At 72.9% G+C, this 15,448-nt stretch carries 19 protein-coding genes; 6 read left to right on the top strand and 13 right to left on the bottom strand.

Annotated features, from left to right (window positions below; translation table 11 throughout):
• Positions 1-17 precede the first annotated feature (17 nt).
• Genes C7Y72_RS23590 through C7Y72_RS20325 form a run of 5 tightly spaced genes read left to right on the top strand, consistent with a single transcriptional unit; the run spans position 18 to position 4,773 of the window.
• Positions 18-638, top strand: coding sequence for a class I SAM-dependent methyltransferase (locus C7Y72_RS23590; RefSeq protein WP_158276968.1), 621 nt, complete (start codon positions 18-20; stop codon positions 636-638).
• A 30-nt stretch (positions 639-668) separates the two neighbouring features.
• Entirely contained in the window at positions 669-2,804 is a 2,136-nt protein-coding gene (gene recD2 / locus C7Y72_RS20340; protein ID WP_107571025.1) for an SF1B family DNA helicase RecD2, read from the top strand.
• Between the two features lie 37 nt (positions 2,805-2,841).
• Positions 2,842-3,624, top strand: coding sequence for an ABC transporter ATP-binding protein (locus tag C7Y72_RS20335; RefSeq protein WP_107571024.1), 783 nt, complete (start codon positions 2,842-2,844; stop codon positions 3,622-3,624).
• The gene (locus tag C7Y72_RS20330; RefSeq protein WP_107571023.1) at positions 3,621-4,388 is read left to right on the top strand and encodes an ABC transporter permease; all 768 of its coding nucleotides are present in this window, start codon (positions 3,621-3,623) and stop codon (positions 4,386-4,388) included. The genes C7Y72_RS20335 and C7Y72_RS20330 overlap by 4 nt, the downstream gene beginning before the upstream one ends.
• A 46-nt stretch (positions 4,389-4,434) precedes the next feature.
• On the top strand, positions 4,435-4,773 hold the full coding sequence (locus tag C7Y72_RS20325) for a hypothetical protein (protein ID WP_146175478.1): 339 nt from the start codon (positions 4,435-4,437) through the stop codon (positions 4,771-4,773).
• Between the two features lie 18 nt (positions 4,774-4,791).
• Here C7Y72_RS20325 and C7Y72_RS20320 read toward each other — a convergent pair whose 3' ends face one another.
• The 7 genes from C7Y72_RS20320 to C7Y72_RS20290 all read right to left on the bottom strand — a co-directional run bounded on the left by C7Y72_RS20320 (position 4,792) and on the right by C7Y72_RS20290 (position 11,026).
• The gene (locus C7Y72_RS20320) at positions 4,792-5,214 is read right to left on the bottom strand and encodes a hypothetical protein (RefSeq protein WP_107571021.1); all 423 of its coding nucleotides are present in this window, start codon (positions 5,212-5,214) and stop codon (positions 4,792-4,794) included.
• Positions 5,204-5,626, bottom strand: coding sequence for a hypothetical protein (locus C7Y72_RS20315; RefSeq protein WP_107571020.1), 423 nt, complete (start codon positions 5,624-5,626; stop codon positions 5,204-5,206). Before C7Y72_RS20315 ends, C7Y72_RS20320 begins: the two co-directional genes overlap by 11 nt.
• The gene (locus C7Y72_RS20310) at positions 5,623-6,123 is read right to left on the bottom strand and encodes a GNAT family N-acetyltransferase (RefSeq protein WP_107571019.1); all 501 of its coding nucleotides are present in this window, start codon (positions 6,121-6,123) and stop codon (positions 5,623-5,625) included. The genes C7Y72_RS20315 and C7Y72_RS20310 overlap by 4 nt, the downstream gene beginning before the upstream one ends.
• Positions 6,120-6,797 (bottom strand): 4-hydroxy-tetrahydrodipicolinate reductase, encoded by a 678-nt coding sequence (dapB, locus tag C7Y72_RS20305; protein ID WP_107571175.1) that lies wholly within the window; start codon positions 6,795-6,797, stop codon positions 6,120-6,122. Before dapB ends, C7Y72_RS20310 begins: the two co-directional genes overlap by 4 nt.
• Before the next feature lie 17 nt (positions 6,798-6,814).
• Positions 6,815-8,107: a M16 family metallopeptidase gene (locus C7Y72_RS20300; protein ID WP_158276967.1), complete on the bottom strand. Its 1,293-nt coding sequence runs from the start codon at positions 8,105-8,107 to the stop codon at positions 6,815-6,817.
• 19 nt (positions 8,108-8,126) lie between these two features.
• A complete protein-coding gene (locus C7Y72_RS20295) occupies positions 8,127-10,433 on the bottom strand; it encodes a polyribonucleotide nucleotidyltransferase (protein WP_107571017.1) in 2,307 nt (768 codons plus the stop codon).
• A 74-nt stretch (positions 10,434-10,507) separates the two neighbouring features.
• Positions 10,508-11,026: a DsbA family protein gene (locus tag C7Y72_RS20290; protein WP_107571016.1), complete on the bottom strand. Its 519-nt coding sequence runs from the start codon at positions 11,024-11,026 to the stop codon at positions 10,508-10,510.
• A gap of 32 nt (positions 11,027-11,058) precedes the next feature.
• Here C7Y72_RS20290 and C7Y72_RS20285 point away from each other — a divergent pair, with 32 nt between their 5' ends.
• Complete coding sequence (locus tag C7Y72_RS20285; RefSeq protein ID WP_107571015.1) at positions 11,059-11,562, top strand: SRPBCC family protein; 504 nt, start codon at positions 11,059-11,061, stop codon at positions 11,560-11,562.
• Here the strand turns inward: C7Y72_RS20285 and C7Y72_RS20280 are convergent.
• The 6 genes from C7Y72_RS20280 to rbfA are packed head-to-tail and all read right to left on the bottom strand — an operon-like array spanning position 11,559 to position 15,443.
• Positions 11,559-12,026, bottom strand: coding sequence for a redoxin domain-containing protein (locus C7Y72_RS20280; protein ID WP_107571014.1), 468 nt, complete (start codon positions 12,024-12,026; stop codon positions 11,559-11,561). The genes C7Y72_RS20285 and C7Y72_RS20280 overlap by 4 nt on opposite strands.
• Positions 12,027-12,081: 55 nt before the next feature.
• Positions 12,082-12,354, bottom strand: a complete 273-nt coding sequence (rpsO, locus tag C7Y72_RS20275) for a 30S ribosomal protein S15 (protein ID WP_107571013.1) — start codon at positions 12,352-12,354, stop codon at positions 12,082-12,084.
• Between the two features lie 30 nt (positions 12,355-12,384).
• The gene (locus C7Y72_RS20270) at positions 12,385-13,275 is read right to left on the bottom strand and encodes a bifunctional riboflavin kinase/FAD synthetase (protein ID WP_107571012.1); all 891 of its coding nucleotides are present in this window, start codon (positions 13,273-13,275) and stop codon (positions 12,385-12,387) included.
• On the bottom strand, positions 13,272-14,090 hold the full coding sequence (gene truB, locus C7Y72_RS20265) for a tRNA pseudouridine(55) synthase TruB (RefSeq protein WP_107571011.1): 819 nt from the start codon (positions 14,088-14,090) through the stop codon (positions 13,272-13,274). The genes C7Y72_RS20270 and truB overlap by 4 nt, the downstream gene beginning before the upstream one ends.
• 1 nt (position 14,091) lies before the next feature.
• A complete protein-coding gene (locus tag C7Y72_RS20260; RefSeq protein ID WP_233243940.1) occupies positions 14,092-15,111 on the bottom strand; it encodes a DHH family phosphoesterase in 1,020 nt (339 codons plus the stop codon).
• Complete coding sequence (gene rbfA, locus C7Y72_RS20255) at positions 15,108-15,443, bottom strand: 30S ribosome-binding factor RbfA (protein ID WP_107571174.1); 336 nt, start codon at positions 15,441-15,443, stop codon at positions 15,108-15,110. The genes C7Y72_RS20260 and rbfA overlap by 4 nt, the downstream gene beginning before the upstream one ends.
• Between the last annotated feature and the right edge of the window lie 5 nt (positions 15,444-15,448).

Genomic DNA, 15,448 nt, shown 5'->3' with positions numbered 1-15,448 from the left:
CCGTCATCCTGCCGCGCGTGGACGAGCGCTCTCTCTCCCCCGCCCTCAAGCTGCGACTGCTGGCGCGGCGCACGCTGGCCCTCCGCGGCGCGCCGCCGCGGGCCGCGCTCTACCTCCTGCGCGTGTACGGGCGCGCGTTGCGCCGCGGCGACTGGTTCAGCCTGCGGTCCTGCACCCCGGCGCAGGACGTCGTCGCGCTGCTGGCGCTGGCCGACGGCCGCCGAGAGGTCGTCGAGCTCGGGACCGCCACGGGCTGGACGACCGGGGCGCTGGTGGCGGCCGACCCCGCCCGGCGGGTGCTGTCGTTCGACCCCGTCGAGCAGGACGGTCGCGCGGCCTACCTGGGCTGCCTGCCCGCGCACGCCCGCGCCCGGCTGACGCTCGTGCAGGCAGCGGGCGCCGACGGGGCGGCCGATCCCCGTGCCCCGGCCCGGGTCGAGCTGCTGTTCGTCGACTCCAGCCACGAGGAGGAGCCGACGGTGCAGGAGGTCCGGGCGTGGCGCCCGCGGCTGGCCCCCGGGGCGCTCGTCGTGTTCCACGACTACGAGAACCCCGCGTTCCCGGGCGTCGCGGCCGCGGTGCAGCGGCTCGGCCTCGACGGCGAGGTCCGCAGCGGCATGTTCGTCTGGCGGGCCTGAGCCCGCCGGGACCGCCGCTACCCTCGACGGGTGCCGGACCCCGTCGCGCCGCCCTCCCCCGACACGATCACCGCCGAGATCGTCGCGGTCCGCTGGCGCGCCGACGACGGCGACTTCGCGGTCGTCGTCGGCCGCACCCCGGACGGGGAGCAGGCGACGATCACCGGGCCGCTCGGGCACGTCCACGAGGGCGAGGCGGTCGAGCTCGGCGGCGACTGGCGCGAGCACCCCAAGCACGGCCGCCAGTTCCACGCCCGGCGGGTCGTCGTGCAGGAGCCGGTCAGCGGCCAGGCGATCCGCGCGTACCTCGGGGCGATCAAGCACGTCGGCCCCAAGGGCGCGCTGTGGCTGCACGAGCGCCACGGCGACGACGTCCTCACCGTCGTGGACGCCGACCCGCGCGCCCGGCTCCTGGAGGTCCCCGGGATCGGCCGGGCGAAGGTCCGCGAGGCCGTCGCCTCCTGGGAGGACCAGGGGGCCCTGCGCGCGGTGCGCCTGTTCCTCGAGACGCACGGCGTCCCCGCGTCGGTCGCGGCACGGATCTACCGGGTCTTCGGCGCGGGCGCGATCGAGCAGCTGCGCGCCGACCCGTACGCGCTCACGCAGATGGACGGGATCGGCTTCCGCACCGCCGACGCGCTCGCCCGCGCGCTCGGCACGCCCGCCGACAGCGAGGGGCGCCTGGACGCGGGCCTGCTGCACGCGCTCGACCTCGCCGAGCTCGACGGGCACTGCTACCTCCCGCGGGCCGCGCTCCTGGCGCGCGCCGCCGAGCTGCTGGACGTCGACGCCGCCGCCCGCGTCGACGTGCTCGCCGCGCAGGGCCTGATCGAGATCGACGAGGACGACCGCGTCGCCGAGGCGCGGCTCGCCGCGATCGAGCGGCGCCTCGCCCGGCACGCCCACGAGCTCGCCACCGCCGAGCCCGTCCTGGAGCTGCGCGAGGAGCCGGCCCGGCCGACCGGCGGGCCGTTCACGCCGACCGACGAGCAGTGGGGTGCCGTCGAGCTCGCGCTCGCGCACCGGCTGTCGATCCTCACCGGCGGGCCGGGAACCGGCAAGAGCTCCGCGATGCGCGCGCTCGTCGACGTCCTGCGCGAGGGCGCCGCGAAGGTCCGGCTGTGCGCGCCCACCGGCAAGGCGGCGCGCCGGCTCGCCGAGGTCGCGGGCGTCGACGCGACGACGATCCACCGGTTGCTGGAGTACGTGCCCGGCGAGGGCTTCACGCGCGACCACGAGGATCCGATCCCGGGCGCCGACGTGCTCATCGTCGACGAGGCGTCGATGCTCGACGTGCGGCTCGCGGGCGCGCTGTTCGACGCGGTCGGCCCCGCCACCCACGTGCTGCTCGTCGGCGACGTCGACCAGCTCGCCCCGGTCGGCCCCGGCCGCGTCCTGGAGGACCTCATCGACTCCGGCGTGGTCCCGACCACGCGGCTGACCGCGATCTTCCGGCAGGCCGCCCGCTCGCTCATCGTCCGGGCGGCGCACGCCATGAACCACGGGGAGCCGCTGCCGACCGTGCCGGGCGAGGGCGACCTGCGCGACTTCTTCCTCATCCAGCGCCCGCAGGCGGCGGCCGCGTTCGCGGAGATCTGCGATCTCGCCGCCACCCGGCTGCCGTCCCACTACGAGCTGCACCCGGTCGGGGACGTGCAGATCCTCGCGCCCATGCACAAGGGGCCGCTGGGGATCGACGCCTTCAACGAGGAGCTGCGCCGCCGCCTGAACCCGCACGGCAAGGCGATCCCGGGGACGGCGCTGCGGATCGGCGACCGCGTGCTGCAGACGAAAAACGACCACGAGCACGAGCTGATGAACGGCGAGCTCGGGGTGCTCGTCGACAACGACACCGAGCGCTCGCTGGTGATCATGCGCGGTGACGACGGGCGCACGCTGAGCCTGCCGGTCGCGTCGGTCGGGACGCTGAAGCTCGCCTACGCCACGAGCGTCCACAAGGCGCAGGGATCGCAGGCCAAGGCGGTCGTCGTGCCGCTGTTCCGCGGGCACGCGATCATGCTCACGCGCAACCTGCTGTACACGGCGATCACCCGCGCCGAACGGGTGTGCGTCCTGGTCGGCGACCCGTCGGCGCTGCAGATCGCGGCGGGTCGGCGCGACGCGACGACGCGGCACACGCGGCTCGCCGGTCTCGTCGCCGCTTGACCTCAAGCGCACTCGAGGGCGTACCGTTGTACGTGCAATGACTGCTCCCCCTCCCCCCGCCCTGCGGATCACCGACCTGGTCAAGACGTACAAGACCGGCACCCAGGCGCTGAAGGGCGTCTCCCTGGAGATCCCCGACGGCGAGTTCTTCGGGCTGCTGGGTCCCAACGGCGCCGGCAAGTCCACCCTCATCCACTGCACCACCGGGCTCGCGACCCCGACCGCCGGTGACATCCGCGTCTTCGGCCACGATGCGGTCCACGACTACCGCGAGGCGCGCGCTGCTGTCGGCCTCTCCCCGCAGGAGCTGAACATCGACTGGTTCCTGACGCTCGAGGAGACGCTCGACTACCACGGCGGCTACTTCGGGATGAGCAAGAAGGACCGTCGCGAGCGCACGAAGGAGCTGCTCGACGCGTTCTCGCTCACCGCGAAGAAGGACGACCGCAGCCGCACGCTGTCCGGTGGCATGAAGCGCCGGCTCGTGCTCGCGCGGGCGCTGATGCACCGCCCGAGGCTGCTGATCCTCGACGAGCCCACCGCGGGCGTCGACATCGAGCTGCGCCTGGAGCTCTGGCACTACGTCCAGAAGATCAACGCCGAGGGCACGACGATCCTCCTGACGACCCACTACCTCGAGGAGGCGGAGCAGCTGTGCAACCGCATCGCCTTCATCAACGGCGGGGAGATCGTCGCCGAGGGCACCCACCAGGAGCTCGCGCGGCAGTACGAGACCAGCTCGCTGGAGGACGCGTACCTGAAGCTCGTCGGCCGGCAGGAGCTCTCGCGCAGCGCGGGCGCCGAGGCGGTGCTGCGATGAGCACGGCGCAGATCCGCTTCTTCGCGCTGCTGCGGCGCGAGGTCAACCGCTTCATGAAGATCAAGCGCCAGACGCTCGGTGCCCCGCTGCTGGAGACGTTCCTCTACATCAGCGTGTTCGGTGCGGCGCTCGGGTCGCGCATCGACCAGCTGCACGGCGTCGACTACGTCGTCTTCATCGTGCCCGGCCTGATCATGATGGCCTGGGCGATGAACGCCTTCTCCAACAACTCGTCGTCGATCCTCCAGCAGAAGATGCAGGGCGCGATCGACGACCAGCTCTCCTCCCCCGCCTCCCCGCTGGAGCTCCTGTTCGCGTTCACGTTCGGGGGCTTCCTGCGCGGGATGCTCGTCGCGTCGCTGACGTTCCTGGCGAGCTCGATCCTCATCGGCATCCCGATCGAGCACCCGCTCGTGCTGATCCCGTCGCTGTTCCTGGTCGGGATGTTCTTCGCGCAGCTCGGCGTCCTGGTCGGCGTGCGTGCCGAGCAGTTCGACGACGTGTCGTTCGCCCAGACGTTCGTGCTGACGCCGCTGATCTTCCTCGGCGGGGTGTTCTACTCCGCGTCGCTGCTGGACGAGCCCTTCCAGACGCTCACCCACATCGACCCGGTCTACTACATGATCAACCTCGTCCGGTACGGGTTCATCGGCTACTCGGAGGCGAACATCGCCCTGTCGCTCGGGCTGCTGACGCTCGCGGTCGCGGCGCTCGTGACCGTGAACTACCGCCTGTTCCGGTCCGGCTACAAGCTGCGCGCCTGACCCGGCCGCGCGTTTGCGGCGCGGCGAGGAGGGGCACGACGGCGGCATGCGTCGCCTGCTGCTCCTCGCCGTCGCGACCGCGGTCCTCGCCACCCCGGCGGGCGCGGCCGCGCAGGACCGCTCCTGCGGGTCCGTCAAGCGCCCGTTCACCGACGCCCGCGTCGCGGTCTCGGTGACGAAGGGCTCCGTCTCCTGCCGCACGGCCCGCGCCGTCCTCGGCCGCTACTGGCGCTCGAGCACGACGGCATTCTCCCGCTCGGTCACGGTCAGCTACCGGGGCGTGCGCTGGCGCTGCCGTCCCACCGCGGTGATGAGCGGCGCGAACGCGTGGGGCTGCTCCACCCCCGGGCAGCGGTCGATCGTCGCGGGCGTCGAGGTCGGCTGACGGGCCGGTCCCGACCGGTCAGGCCGGGATCGCCAGCAGCGTCAGCAGCCGGCGGCCGAGACGCAGCGGTCCGTCGAGCTCGATGCGCCCGTCGGCGAGCCGCGCGACGGCGGCGCGACCCCGCGGACCGGACGGCAGCGGCAGCCCCGCGGCCTGCGGGACGGAGACGAGCAGCAGGACGTCCGGGAGGCGGCCCGTGACCGTGAGGTCGACCGACCGCGGAGCACCGAGCACCTCGTGGTCGCCGACGGTGACCGACGCGCCGGTGAACTCCAGGCGCACCGCCGGGAACCCCTCGAGGAAGCGCAGCACGACCGTGGCGCTCAGGTCACGGGCGAGCACGGGCTCGCGGGCCGCCCCGGCACGGACCAGCGCGAGCACGGCCGGGGCGAGCGACTCCGGGGCCAGCGCCCCGAGCCGCACCTGCGGCTCAGCGGCCACGACCCCGCCCGCGGTCCTCGGGGCGACGGTCGACGACCACGTGATCGGTGTCCTTCAGCGCGTCGGTGAACCGGCGCGGCACACGCGGGCCGCCCCCGGGCCCGGCGGCGTCCGGGTCCTCCCAGAGCGTGATGACGAGCAGCTCGCCGTCCGCGTCGCGACAGACGTAGAGCACGCCGCGGTCGCGGGCATCGCGGACGTAGTGCGACCCACGTGCCCCGGTCGCGCCCGCGGGCGCACGGTCCAGGACCCGTCCTGCCGCCCAGGCGCGGGCGACGCGCGCGACGACCTCGGGCTTGACGTCGACCGCGCCGGTGCGGCTGCCGACGCGCTGGCGGAAGCGCTCCGCGGCGTGGTCGGTCACCGCGACGAGCGGTGTGCCCGCCCCCGGCCGCGGGAGCGCCGGGGTCACGCCAGCGGCTCCAGCCGGTAGCGGACCTCCGGCACGCCGAGGACCCCGTGGTCCGGGACCGCCTCGATGTCCTGCACCCAGCCGTGGCGCTCGTACATCTCGCGGGCCAGCGCCGCCTCCAGCGTCCACAGCACGGCGCCGTCGAAGCCGCGGAAGCGCAGCGCGCCGACCGCCTCGCGCAGCAGCAGCCCGCCGATCCCGGCGCCCTGGGCGGTCGGGTCGACGAACAGCGCGTAGATCTCCCCCAGCCCGTCGTTGCGGGCGTCCGGATCGCGCGCCAGGCCGTAGGCGACGAAGCCCCGGACGACGTCGGCGACGTCCACCGCGAACCCGGCGACGTCGGCGGTCAGCGCGACCGTCCACGCCTCCGTCTGGTCGGCGACCGTCGGCGTCTCCTCGGGCAGGACGACGTCCCCGAACGCGTGGTGCCACGCACGCACCTGGATCCGCGCGAGGTGCGGCGCGTCGGCGACGGTGAGCGGGCGGGCGACGGTCACAGGACGTGCTCGAGGCCGACGACCGGGGAGCTCGTCAGCCCGCCGACCTTCCGGACCGCGAGCAGCACGCCCGGCATGAACGAGGAGCGGTCCAGCGAGTCGTGACGGATCGTCAGCGTCTCGCCGACGCCGCCGAACAGGACCTCCTGGTGGGCGACGAGACCGGGCAGGCGCACCGAGTGGATCGGCGGCGCCTGGCCCCCGGTCGCCTCGGCCATCATCCCGGCGGTCCGCGCCGCCGTGCCCGACGGGGCGTCGAGCTTCTTGTCGTGGTGCAGCTCGACGATCTCCGCCTTGACCATGTGCTTCGCGGCCTCGGCGGCGAACTGCATCATCAGCACGGCGCCGATCGCGAAGTTCGGGCAGAACAGCGCGTTGGGCGTCACCCCGTTGGCGGCCTCCTGGCGGCCGTGGTCGACGAGCGGCTGCAGGTCGAAGCCGCTGGTCCCGATGACGACGTGCACGCCCGCCCGCAGGCAGGCGAGCGCGTTGGCGGTCGCGGTGTGCGGCTGGGTGAAGTCGACGACGACGTCGACGTCCCCGAGGATGTCCTCGAGCGCCACGCCGAGGGCCGGGTCGGCCTGCCCGGCGAGCACCATGTCGGGCGCGCCCTGCACGGCGGCGACGACGGTCGCCCCCATGCGTCCCGCCGCGCCGGCGACGCCGACGCGGATCGGGTCGGCCGCGGCGGTCACGCCGCCTCCGCCAGGCTCGGGGAGACGTGCGCGAGGCCGGCGCGGAACGTCTCCTCGCTGCCGCCGACGCCGGCGGCGCTGAGCCGCGCCGGGTCCAGGAGCTCGCCCGCGAGCGCACGCAGGTCCTCGACGGTGACCGCGTCGAGGCGCTCGATGATCTCGTCGAGCGACAGCAGCGGCATGTCGGCCAGGACCGCGGAGCCGAGCCGGTTCATCCGGGCCGTCGTCGACTCGAGCGACAGGCCGATGCGGCCCTTCACGTTCTCCTTCGCGCGCTGCAGCTCGGCGTCGGTGGCCGGGTCCTCGATCGCGCGCGAGAGCTCGTCGCCGATGACCTTCAGGGCCTTCTCGACGTTGTCCGGCCGCGTGCCGACGTACAGGCCGAACTGGCCGGCGTGCGCGTACGCGGAGGAGAACGTCGAGACCGAGTAGGCGAGGCCGCGCTTCTCGCGGACCTCGACGAACAGCCGCGACGACGAGCTGCCACCGAGGATCGTGTCGAGGATCCGCAGCGCGTAGCGGCGGTCGTCGTCACGGGCGATCCCGTGCGTGCCGAGACACAGGTGGTACTGCTCGGTCTCCTTGGCGTGGAAGCGCAGCCGCTGCTCGGCCGCGCCCACGGGCGGGGCGGACGGCACCGGCCCGCCCGCCGCCACGCCGCCCTCGGCGGCGCGGACGAGCTCGACGATCGCGTCGTGGTCGACCGCACCCGCGGCGGCCACGACGACGTTGCCGGGCGTGTAGCGGCCGGCGTGGAAGGCCGCGAGGCCCTCCGCCGGCGTGCCGGAGACGACCTCGGCCCGGCCGATGATCGCGCGGCCCAGCGGGTGGTCGCCGAACACGGCGTCGCCGAGCACGTCGAAGACCTTGTCCTGCGGGTCGTCCTCGTACATGGCGATCTCCTCGAGCACGATCTCGCGCTCGGCGTCCAGCTCCTGCGCGTCGAAGCGCGGGCGCCAGACCATGTCCGCCATGACGTCGAACGCCGTCCCGAAGTGCTCGTCGAGCACCCGCGTGTAGACGGACGTCGTCTCCTTGCCCGTCCCGGCGTTCAGCTCCGCGCCGAAGCCGTCGAAGATCTGGTCGATCTCCAGCGACTCGTAGCGGGAGCTGCCGCGGAACAGCATGTGCTCGATGAGGTGGGACAGGCCCGCCTCGTCGTGGGTCTCCCCCGACGAGCCGGTGCCGATCCAGAACCCCAGGGCGGCGGACCGGACCGAGGGCAGGGCCTCGGTCACGATCCGCACGCCGGAGTCGAGCGTGGTGAGCCGGTGCTCGAACGTGGTCACGGGGACCGGGTCCGCCGCCTCAGCCGCGGTCCGGGTCGCTGTCGCCGCGGCTGCGGTGGCGCGGGCGGCCGGAGCCCCGGCCCTCGCCGCCACGGTCGCCGCCGCGGTCGCGGTCACGGCCGCCACGGCCGCCGCGGTCACGCCCGCCACCGCCGCCGCCGCGCGAGGGCTCGGCCTTGATCGTGGCGAGCTCCTCCTTGGACTTGCCGGCGATCTCCGGGTCGTCGGCGAGGCGCAGGCCGATGCGGCCGCGCTCGCGGTCCACCTCGACGACCTTGACGCTGATCTCGTCGCCCTTGTTGAGGACGTCCTCGACCGTGTCGACGCGCTGGCCCGGGGAGACGTTGCTGATGTGCAGCAGGCCGTCGGTGCCCTTGGCGAGCTCCACGAACGCGCCGAACGTCGTCGTCTTGACGACCTTCGCGGTCGGGAACTCGTCGCCGATCTCGACCTCCTTGGTCATCGACTGGATCCGCGCGACGAGCGCGGTGGCCAGCTCGCCGTTGGCCGAGTAGATCAGCACGGTGCCGTCGTCCTCGACCGTGATCTGCGAGTCGAACTCGTCGCAGAGGCCACGGATCGTCTCGCCGCCCTTGCCGATGAGCAGACCGATCTTGTCCTGGTCGATCTTGATCTTCTCGATGCGCGGCGCGAACTGCGAGAGCTCCTCGCGGGGCGCCTCGATCACGGCGGCCATCTGGCCGAGGATGTCCTCGCGGGCCTCCTTGGCCTGGGCGAGCGCGTCACGCAGGATGTCGAAGGTCACGCCCGTGATCTTGATGTCCATCTGCAGGGCGGTGATGCCGTCCTTGGTGCCGGCGACCTTGAAGTCCATGTCGCCGAGGTGGTCCTCGACGCCGGCGATGTCGGTGAGGACCACGTAGTCGTCGCCCTCCTTGATCAGGCCCATGGCGATGCCCGCGACCGGCGCCTTGATCGGCACGCCCGCGTCCATCAGCGACAGCGAGGAGCCGCAGACCGACGCCATCGACGAGGAGCCGTTGGACTCGAGGATGTCGGACACGACGCGGATCGTGTACGGGAACTCCTCGATCGACGGCACGACCGCGGCGAGCGCGCGCTCGGCGAGCGCCCCGTGGCCGATGTCGCGGCGCTTGGGGCCGCCCATGCGGCCCGCCTCCCCGACCGAGAAGGGCGGGAAGTTGTAGTGGTGCCAGTAGTACTTGTTGGTCTGGAGGCCGAGCGTGTCGAGCCGCATCTCCTCCTTGAGCGTGCCGAGCGCGACGACGGACATCGCCTGCGTCTGGCCGCGCGTGAACAGCGCCGAGCCGTGGGTGCGCGGCAGCGGGCCCGCCTCGATCGTGATCTGGCGGATCTCCTTCTCGCCGCGACCGTCGGGGCGCTTCTTGTGGACGGCGATGCGCTCGCGGATGATCGACTTCTCGAGCTTCGCGGCCGCGGCCTTCGCGGCGGCCTTGCGCTCGGCGTGGTCGTCGGCGGACTCGTCGCCGCCGAACTCCGCGACGATCTCCTCGATGACGGCCTTCGACGCGTCCTGGCGCTCCATCTTGTCGACGATGGAGGTCGCGGCGTCGAGCTTGTCGGTGTACGCGGCCTTGACCTTGGCGTAGAGGTCCTCGTCGACGCCCTTGGCCTCGAAGGCGACCTTCTCCTTGCCGCACTGCTCGGCCAGCTCGCGCTGCGCCGCGCAGATCTTCTTGATCGCGTCGTGGGCGATGTCGAGCGCGTCGAGGATCTCGGCCTCGGGGATCTGGTCGGCGCCCGCCTCGACCATGAGGATGGCGTCCTCGGAGCCCGACACGATGAGGTCGAGCGTCGAGTCGCCGTCGTCCTCGAGGGACGCCTCGGGCGGGTTGATGACGAAGTTGCCGTCGATCTTGCCCATGCGCACGGCGGCGACCGGGAACGGGATCGGGATGTCCGAGAGCATCAGCGCGGCGGACGCGCCGTTCATCGCGAGGATGTCGTAGGGATGCTCGTGGTCGATGCTCATCGGCACGGCGACGAGCTGCGTCTCCCGGTGCCAGCCCTTGGGGAAGAGCGGGCGCAGCGGGCGGTCGATCATGCGGGCGGTGAGGATCGCCTTCTCGCCCGCGCGACCCTCGCGCTTGAAGAACGAGCCGGGGATCTTGCCCGCGGCGTACTGGCGCTCCTCGACCTCGACCGTCAGCGGGAGGAAGTCGACGTCGCGCTCACCGCCGGCGGTGGCGGTGCAGAGGACGAGCGTGTCGCCCTGGGTCACGAGGACCGAGCCGCCGGCCTGCTTGGCCAGGCGTCCCGTCTCGAACGAGATCGTGGAACCACCGATCTCGACGGTGACCGTGGTGGCAGCGAAGCTGCTCATATGTGGTACGTCCCTTCTGGCCTCGCCCTTCGGTCGGCGGGCCGCGTCTTTGCGTCTCTTTGGATCCGAACCGCTTAAGTGTAGTCGGTCGGGCGGCGCAACGTGCGCAACCACGCGCGTTCCGGAGCACCGGGATGCAGCGTGCCGTCGACCACGAGCGTCGGGGTCGCGGTCACGCCCGCGCGCAGCGCCTCGGTGACGTGCGCGCGGACGCGGGCGGCCACCGCGTCGGAGCGGCGGTCGGCCTCGAAGCGGTCGAGGTCGAGCCCGAGGTCCTGCACGTGCGCCCACAGGTGCGGGTCGTCCTGGCGGCCCTGGTCGGCGTACAGGCGGTCGTGCAGCTCCCAGAAGCGGCCCTGGCAGGCCGCCGCCTCCGCGGCGAGCGCCAGCGGGACGGCGCGCGGGTGCTTCGTGCGCAGCGCGAAGTGGCGGAACACGAGCCGGATCTCCCCCTCCCGCAGCCGCTCCCAGGCGACCGCGCAGCGCGGGCAGGAGAAGTCGGCGTAGGCGATCACCAGCGGTGCGTCGGCGGGCCCCCGGACGTGGTCGTCCTCCCGCGGCCCCGGGGCGGGAGCGCTGCGCAGGTCCGTCATCGGCCAGAGCCTAGACGCCGTAGCCTGCGGGCATGCGCATCCACACCCTGCAGCGGCGCCAGGTGCTCGACGGGACCCCGGCGGAGGTCTTCCCGTTCTTCGCCGACGCCACGAACCTCGAGGCGATCACCCCGCCGCTGCTGCGGTTCCGGGTCATCACGCCCGCCCCGATCGAGATGGCCGTCGGCACCCTGATCGAGTACCGGCTGCGCATCCACGGCCTGCCGATCCGCTGGCAGACGCTGATCCAGCGCTGGGACGCCGACGCGCGCACGCCCTCGTTCGTCGACACGCAGCTGCGCGGGCCGTACGCGCTGTGGCACCACACCCACACCTTCGAGCCGGTCGGGGACGACCGCACCGAGATGACCGACACGGTCCGCTACGCGATCGGGTTCGGTCCGCTCGGGGACCTCGCGCACACGCTGTTCGTGCGCCGCGACGTCGAGGCGATCTTCGAGCACCGCGCGCGCGTCACCCCGGCGCTGGTCGCGGCGGACATCGCCCGCCGCGCCGCGGTCCCGGCCTCGGCCTAGGCGGAGACGGCGTCGAGGCCGTCGAAGATGAGGTTCGCGCCGGGCAGGTCGCCCGGGGAGTCGGCCAGGTGCGACCAGGCCACCACGCCGTCCGGGCCGATCACGACGAGCGCGCGGTTCGTCATGCCGGCGGGCTCGAAGTAGGCGCCGAGCTTCTTCGCCGTCTCGCCCTTGGGCTCGAAGTCCGACAGCATCTCGATGCTGACGCCGAGCTTCTCCTTGAAGGCGCCCTGCGACCACGTCGCGTCGGTCGAGACCCCGTAGAGCGTCGCGCCCTTGGCGGTGAACTCGTCCAGGACCTCCTCGTAGACCTGGAACTGGTCGTTGCAGACCGGGCTGAAGGCGAACGGGTAGAAGACCAGGACGGTCGTCTTCCCCTCGAGGTCGGCGTTCGTGAAGTCGCCGCCGTCGCCACGCTTGAGCGTGAACGCGGGGACCGGGGTTCCGGGTGCGATGATGGACACGCCCGCAACCTAGCGGAGCGGGCGGGTGGACGGCCGCCCGGCGGGCGGCCGCGGCCTACTTGCGCAGGCCGAGCTCCTTGATGAGCGCGCGGTACCCCTCGAGGTTCTTCTTCTCGAGGTAGTTCAGGAGGTTGCGGCGCTGACCGACGAGCATGAGGAGCCCGCGGCGCGAGTGGTGATCGTGCTTGTGGGTGCGCAGATGCTCCGTGAGGAGGTTGATGCGCTCCGTCAGCAGCGCGACCTGGACGCGGGTGTTGCCCGTGTCCTGCGGGTTCGCGCCGAACTGCTCGACGATCTGCTGCTTGCGCTCGGGGGTCAGGGTGCTCATATGCGACGGGGGAGGCTAGCAGCCCGGGCGTCAGGAGCGCTGTGCGGCGACGTCCCGCGCCCGGTCGACGTCCGCGTGCATCTGCTCCACGAGCGCCTCGACGGAGTCGAAGCGCTTCTCGCCGCGCAGCCGCTCGAGGAACTCGACGCGGATCCGCTGGCCGTAGAGGTCGCCGCTGAAGTCGATGAGGTACGCCTCGATCAGCTCGCCGAGCCCGGTCTCGAACTGCGGGCGCACGCCGACGTTCGTCGCGGCGGCGTGCCAGCTGCCGTCCGGCAGCCGCACGCGGCACGCGTACACGCCGTGACCGGGGACGACGTAGCCGTCGGGCGGCACGAGGTTCGCGGTCGGGAAGCCGAGCGTGCGCCCGCGCTTCTCGCCGTGGGAGACCTCGCCGTCGAGCACGAACGGCTCCACGAGCAGCTGGTCGGCATACCGGACGGCGCCCCCGAGGATGAGGCCGCGGATGTGGCTGGAGCTGACGATCTCGTCGCCGACCTCCAGCAGCGGGACCACCCGGGTCTCGAACCGCGGGTCGGCCTCCAGCTGCGCGGTCGTGCCCTGGGCCTTGTGGCCGTAGGCGAAGTTCTCCCCGACCGACACGTGCGTGGCGCCGAGCGCCCCGACGAGCACGTCGTCGACGAACGACGCGGCGCTGCGGGACGCGAAGTCCCGGTCGAACGGGATCACCACGAGCTCCTGAATGCCGAGCCCGCCGACGAGCTCGGCCTTGCGCTCGAGGGTCGTCAGCAGCGGCGGGACCGCGTGCGGGGCGACCACCGAGGACGGGTGCGGGTCGAACGTCAGGACGGTGTCGGCGCCCGCGATGACCTCGCGGTGGCCGCGGTGGACGCCGTCGAACATGCCGACCGCGACCCGGCGCTCGCGGGGCTCCGCGTCGGGCAGGTGCGTGACCTTCATCCCCGGAAGCCTACGACGGGCTTGAGCAGACCGCCGTCACGTGGCTGCGCGACGGCGATCGGGCCGTCCTCGTCGGTCAGCAGCACGTGCGGCGCCCCGTCCGGCGCCGTGCCCTCCACCGCGACGCCGTGGCCGGCGCGGCGCGCCCGTTCGGGGTCCAGCGGCACCTGCGGCAGGACGCGCGCGAGCACGTCGCCGAGCGGCAGCAGCCGCTCGGGGTCCGCGTCCCGGACCGAGAACGGCCCGATCGCGGTGCGCCGCAGCTCCAGGCAGTAGGCGTCGCCGAGGTCCATGACCAGGGAGCGCACGTAGGTGCCCGAGCTGCAGTCGATCGCGAACGCGGCGCGGTCCCCCTCGCGCCAGAGCTGCTCGAACCGTGTCACGGTGACCGTGCGCTGCGGGACCTCGACCACCTCGCCGCGCCGTGCCTTCGCGTAGGCCCGCTCGCCGCCGATCTTGATCGCCGAGTACGCGGGCGGCGTCTGCACCACCCGCCCCACCGGGAGCTCCGGCGGGTCCGGGGGGACCGCGCCGGTCTCCACGATCTCCCCCTCCGGGTCCCCGGTGGTCGAGGTGGCGCCGAGCCGCGCGACCGTCTCGTAGGACTTCGGCAGCCCCATCAGGAACTGCTGCGCGCGCGTCGCCCGGCCGACGAGGACCAGCAGCAGGCCGGTCGCGAACGGGTCGAGCGTGCCGGCGTGCCCGGTCTTCGCCCGGTCGCGGGAGCGGCGCACGCGCGCGACGACGTCGTGGCTCGTCACCCCGGCGGGCTTGTCGATCAGCAGGACGCCGTCGGCGGGTGGCGGGGCCGGCACGTCAGGCGAGCTGCGCGGCGACCTGCCCGCGCAGGAACGCGACCAGCTCGTCGTCGGACATCGTCGTCGTGAAGCCCGCCGCCTGCCGGTGACCGCCGCCGCCGCCCGCCCGCGCGATCACGGACACGTCGACCGTGCCGTCGGTGGAGCGCAGCGACACCTTCTTGCGCAGCGGCGGGACGTTGTCGGGGGCCAGCACCTCGCGCGCCACGGCCGCGACGCGGGTGCCCTGCACGCAGCGCAGGTGGTCGATGACCCCCTCGGAGTAGCTCTCCTCCGCCCCGGCCGCCTCGTAGTCGGCGCGGCTGAGGCGCGTGAAGGTCAGCGACCCGTCGTCGAAGCGCTGGATGTTCGCGAGGCCGCGCCCGAGCAGCTCGAGCTTCGCGTAGGGCATCTCCTCGTAGAGCCGCCGGTAGATCGCGTTGACGTCCACCCCGGCCTCGATGAGCTCGGCGGCCATGACGTGCGCGCGCGTCCCGGTGTTCTCGTACATGAACTTGCCGGTGTCGGTCACGAGGCCGACGTACAGGGCGTCGGCGATGTCCGGGGTCGGGGTCACCCCGAGCGCGCGCATGAGGTCCCAGACGATCTCCGCGGTGCACGACGCCTGCTCGACCACGAGGTTCACCGTGCCGAAGCGCGTGTTGTCGTGGTGGTGGTCGATGTTGAGGATGTGCGCGTCGGCGCGCTTGACCACGTCGGCCGGGTTGCGGTCGATGTTGCCGCAGTCCAGGAACACGACCGTGCGCTCCTCGACGTCGTCCGGCGGCGTGGAGATCAGCCCGTCGAGCTGGAAGAACCGGTACTCGTAGGGCAGCGGGAACTCGTCGGCGTCCATGAACATCGCCGAGTCCTTGCCGAGCGCCACGAGCACGCGGTGCATCGCGACGAGCGAGCCAAGGGCGTCGCCGTCGGGGTTCTCGTGCGTGACGAGGATGAACTTCTCGGCGTCGCGCAGCTCGGCGAGCGCCTGGTCGCGCGCGGTCGGCTCGGCCGCCACGGGCTGGGGCTCGGCGCTCACGCGGCCGGCTCCGGCGGGTCCTGCATCAGGGCGTTGAGGCGCTCCACGCGGTCGAGCGTGTCGTCGTGGAAGAAGTCCAGCTGCGGCGTGTTCTTGATCCGCAGCTGCGCGGAGACACGCCGCTGCAGGTAGCCGTGGGCGGACCGCAGACCCTCGATGGTCTGCGACCGCACCGTCTCGTCCCCGAGCACGCTGACGAACACCTTCGCGTGCCGCAGGTCCGGGCTGGTCTGCACCTGGGTGACGGTGACGAAGCCGATCCGGGGGTCCTTCAGACCCCCGGTGAGAGCGTCCGAGAGGACCTCGCGGACCGCTTCGTCCACGCGTCGCATGCGGC

Origin of the sequence: Paraconexibacter algicola, from assembly GCF_003044185.1 — a bacterium.
Taxonomy (GTDB): Bacteria; Actinomycetota; Thermoleophilia; order Solirubrobacterales; family Solirubrobacteraceae; genus Paraconexibacter; species Paraconexibacter algicola.
This window is presented reverse-complemented; position numbering and strand designations above follow the sequence as displayed.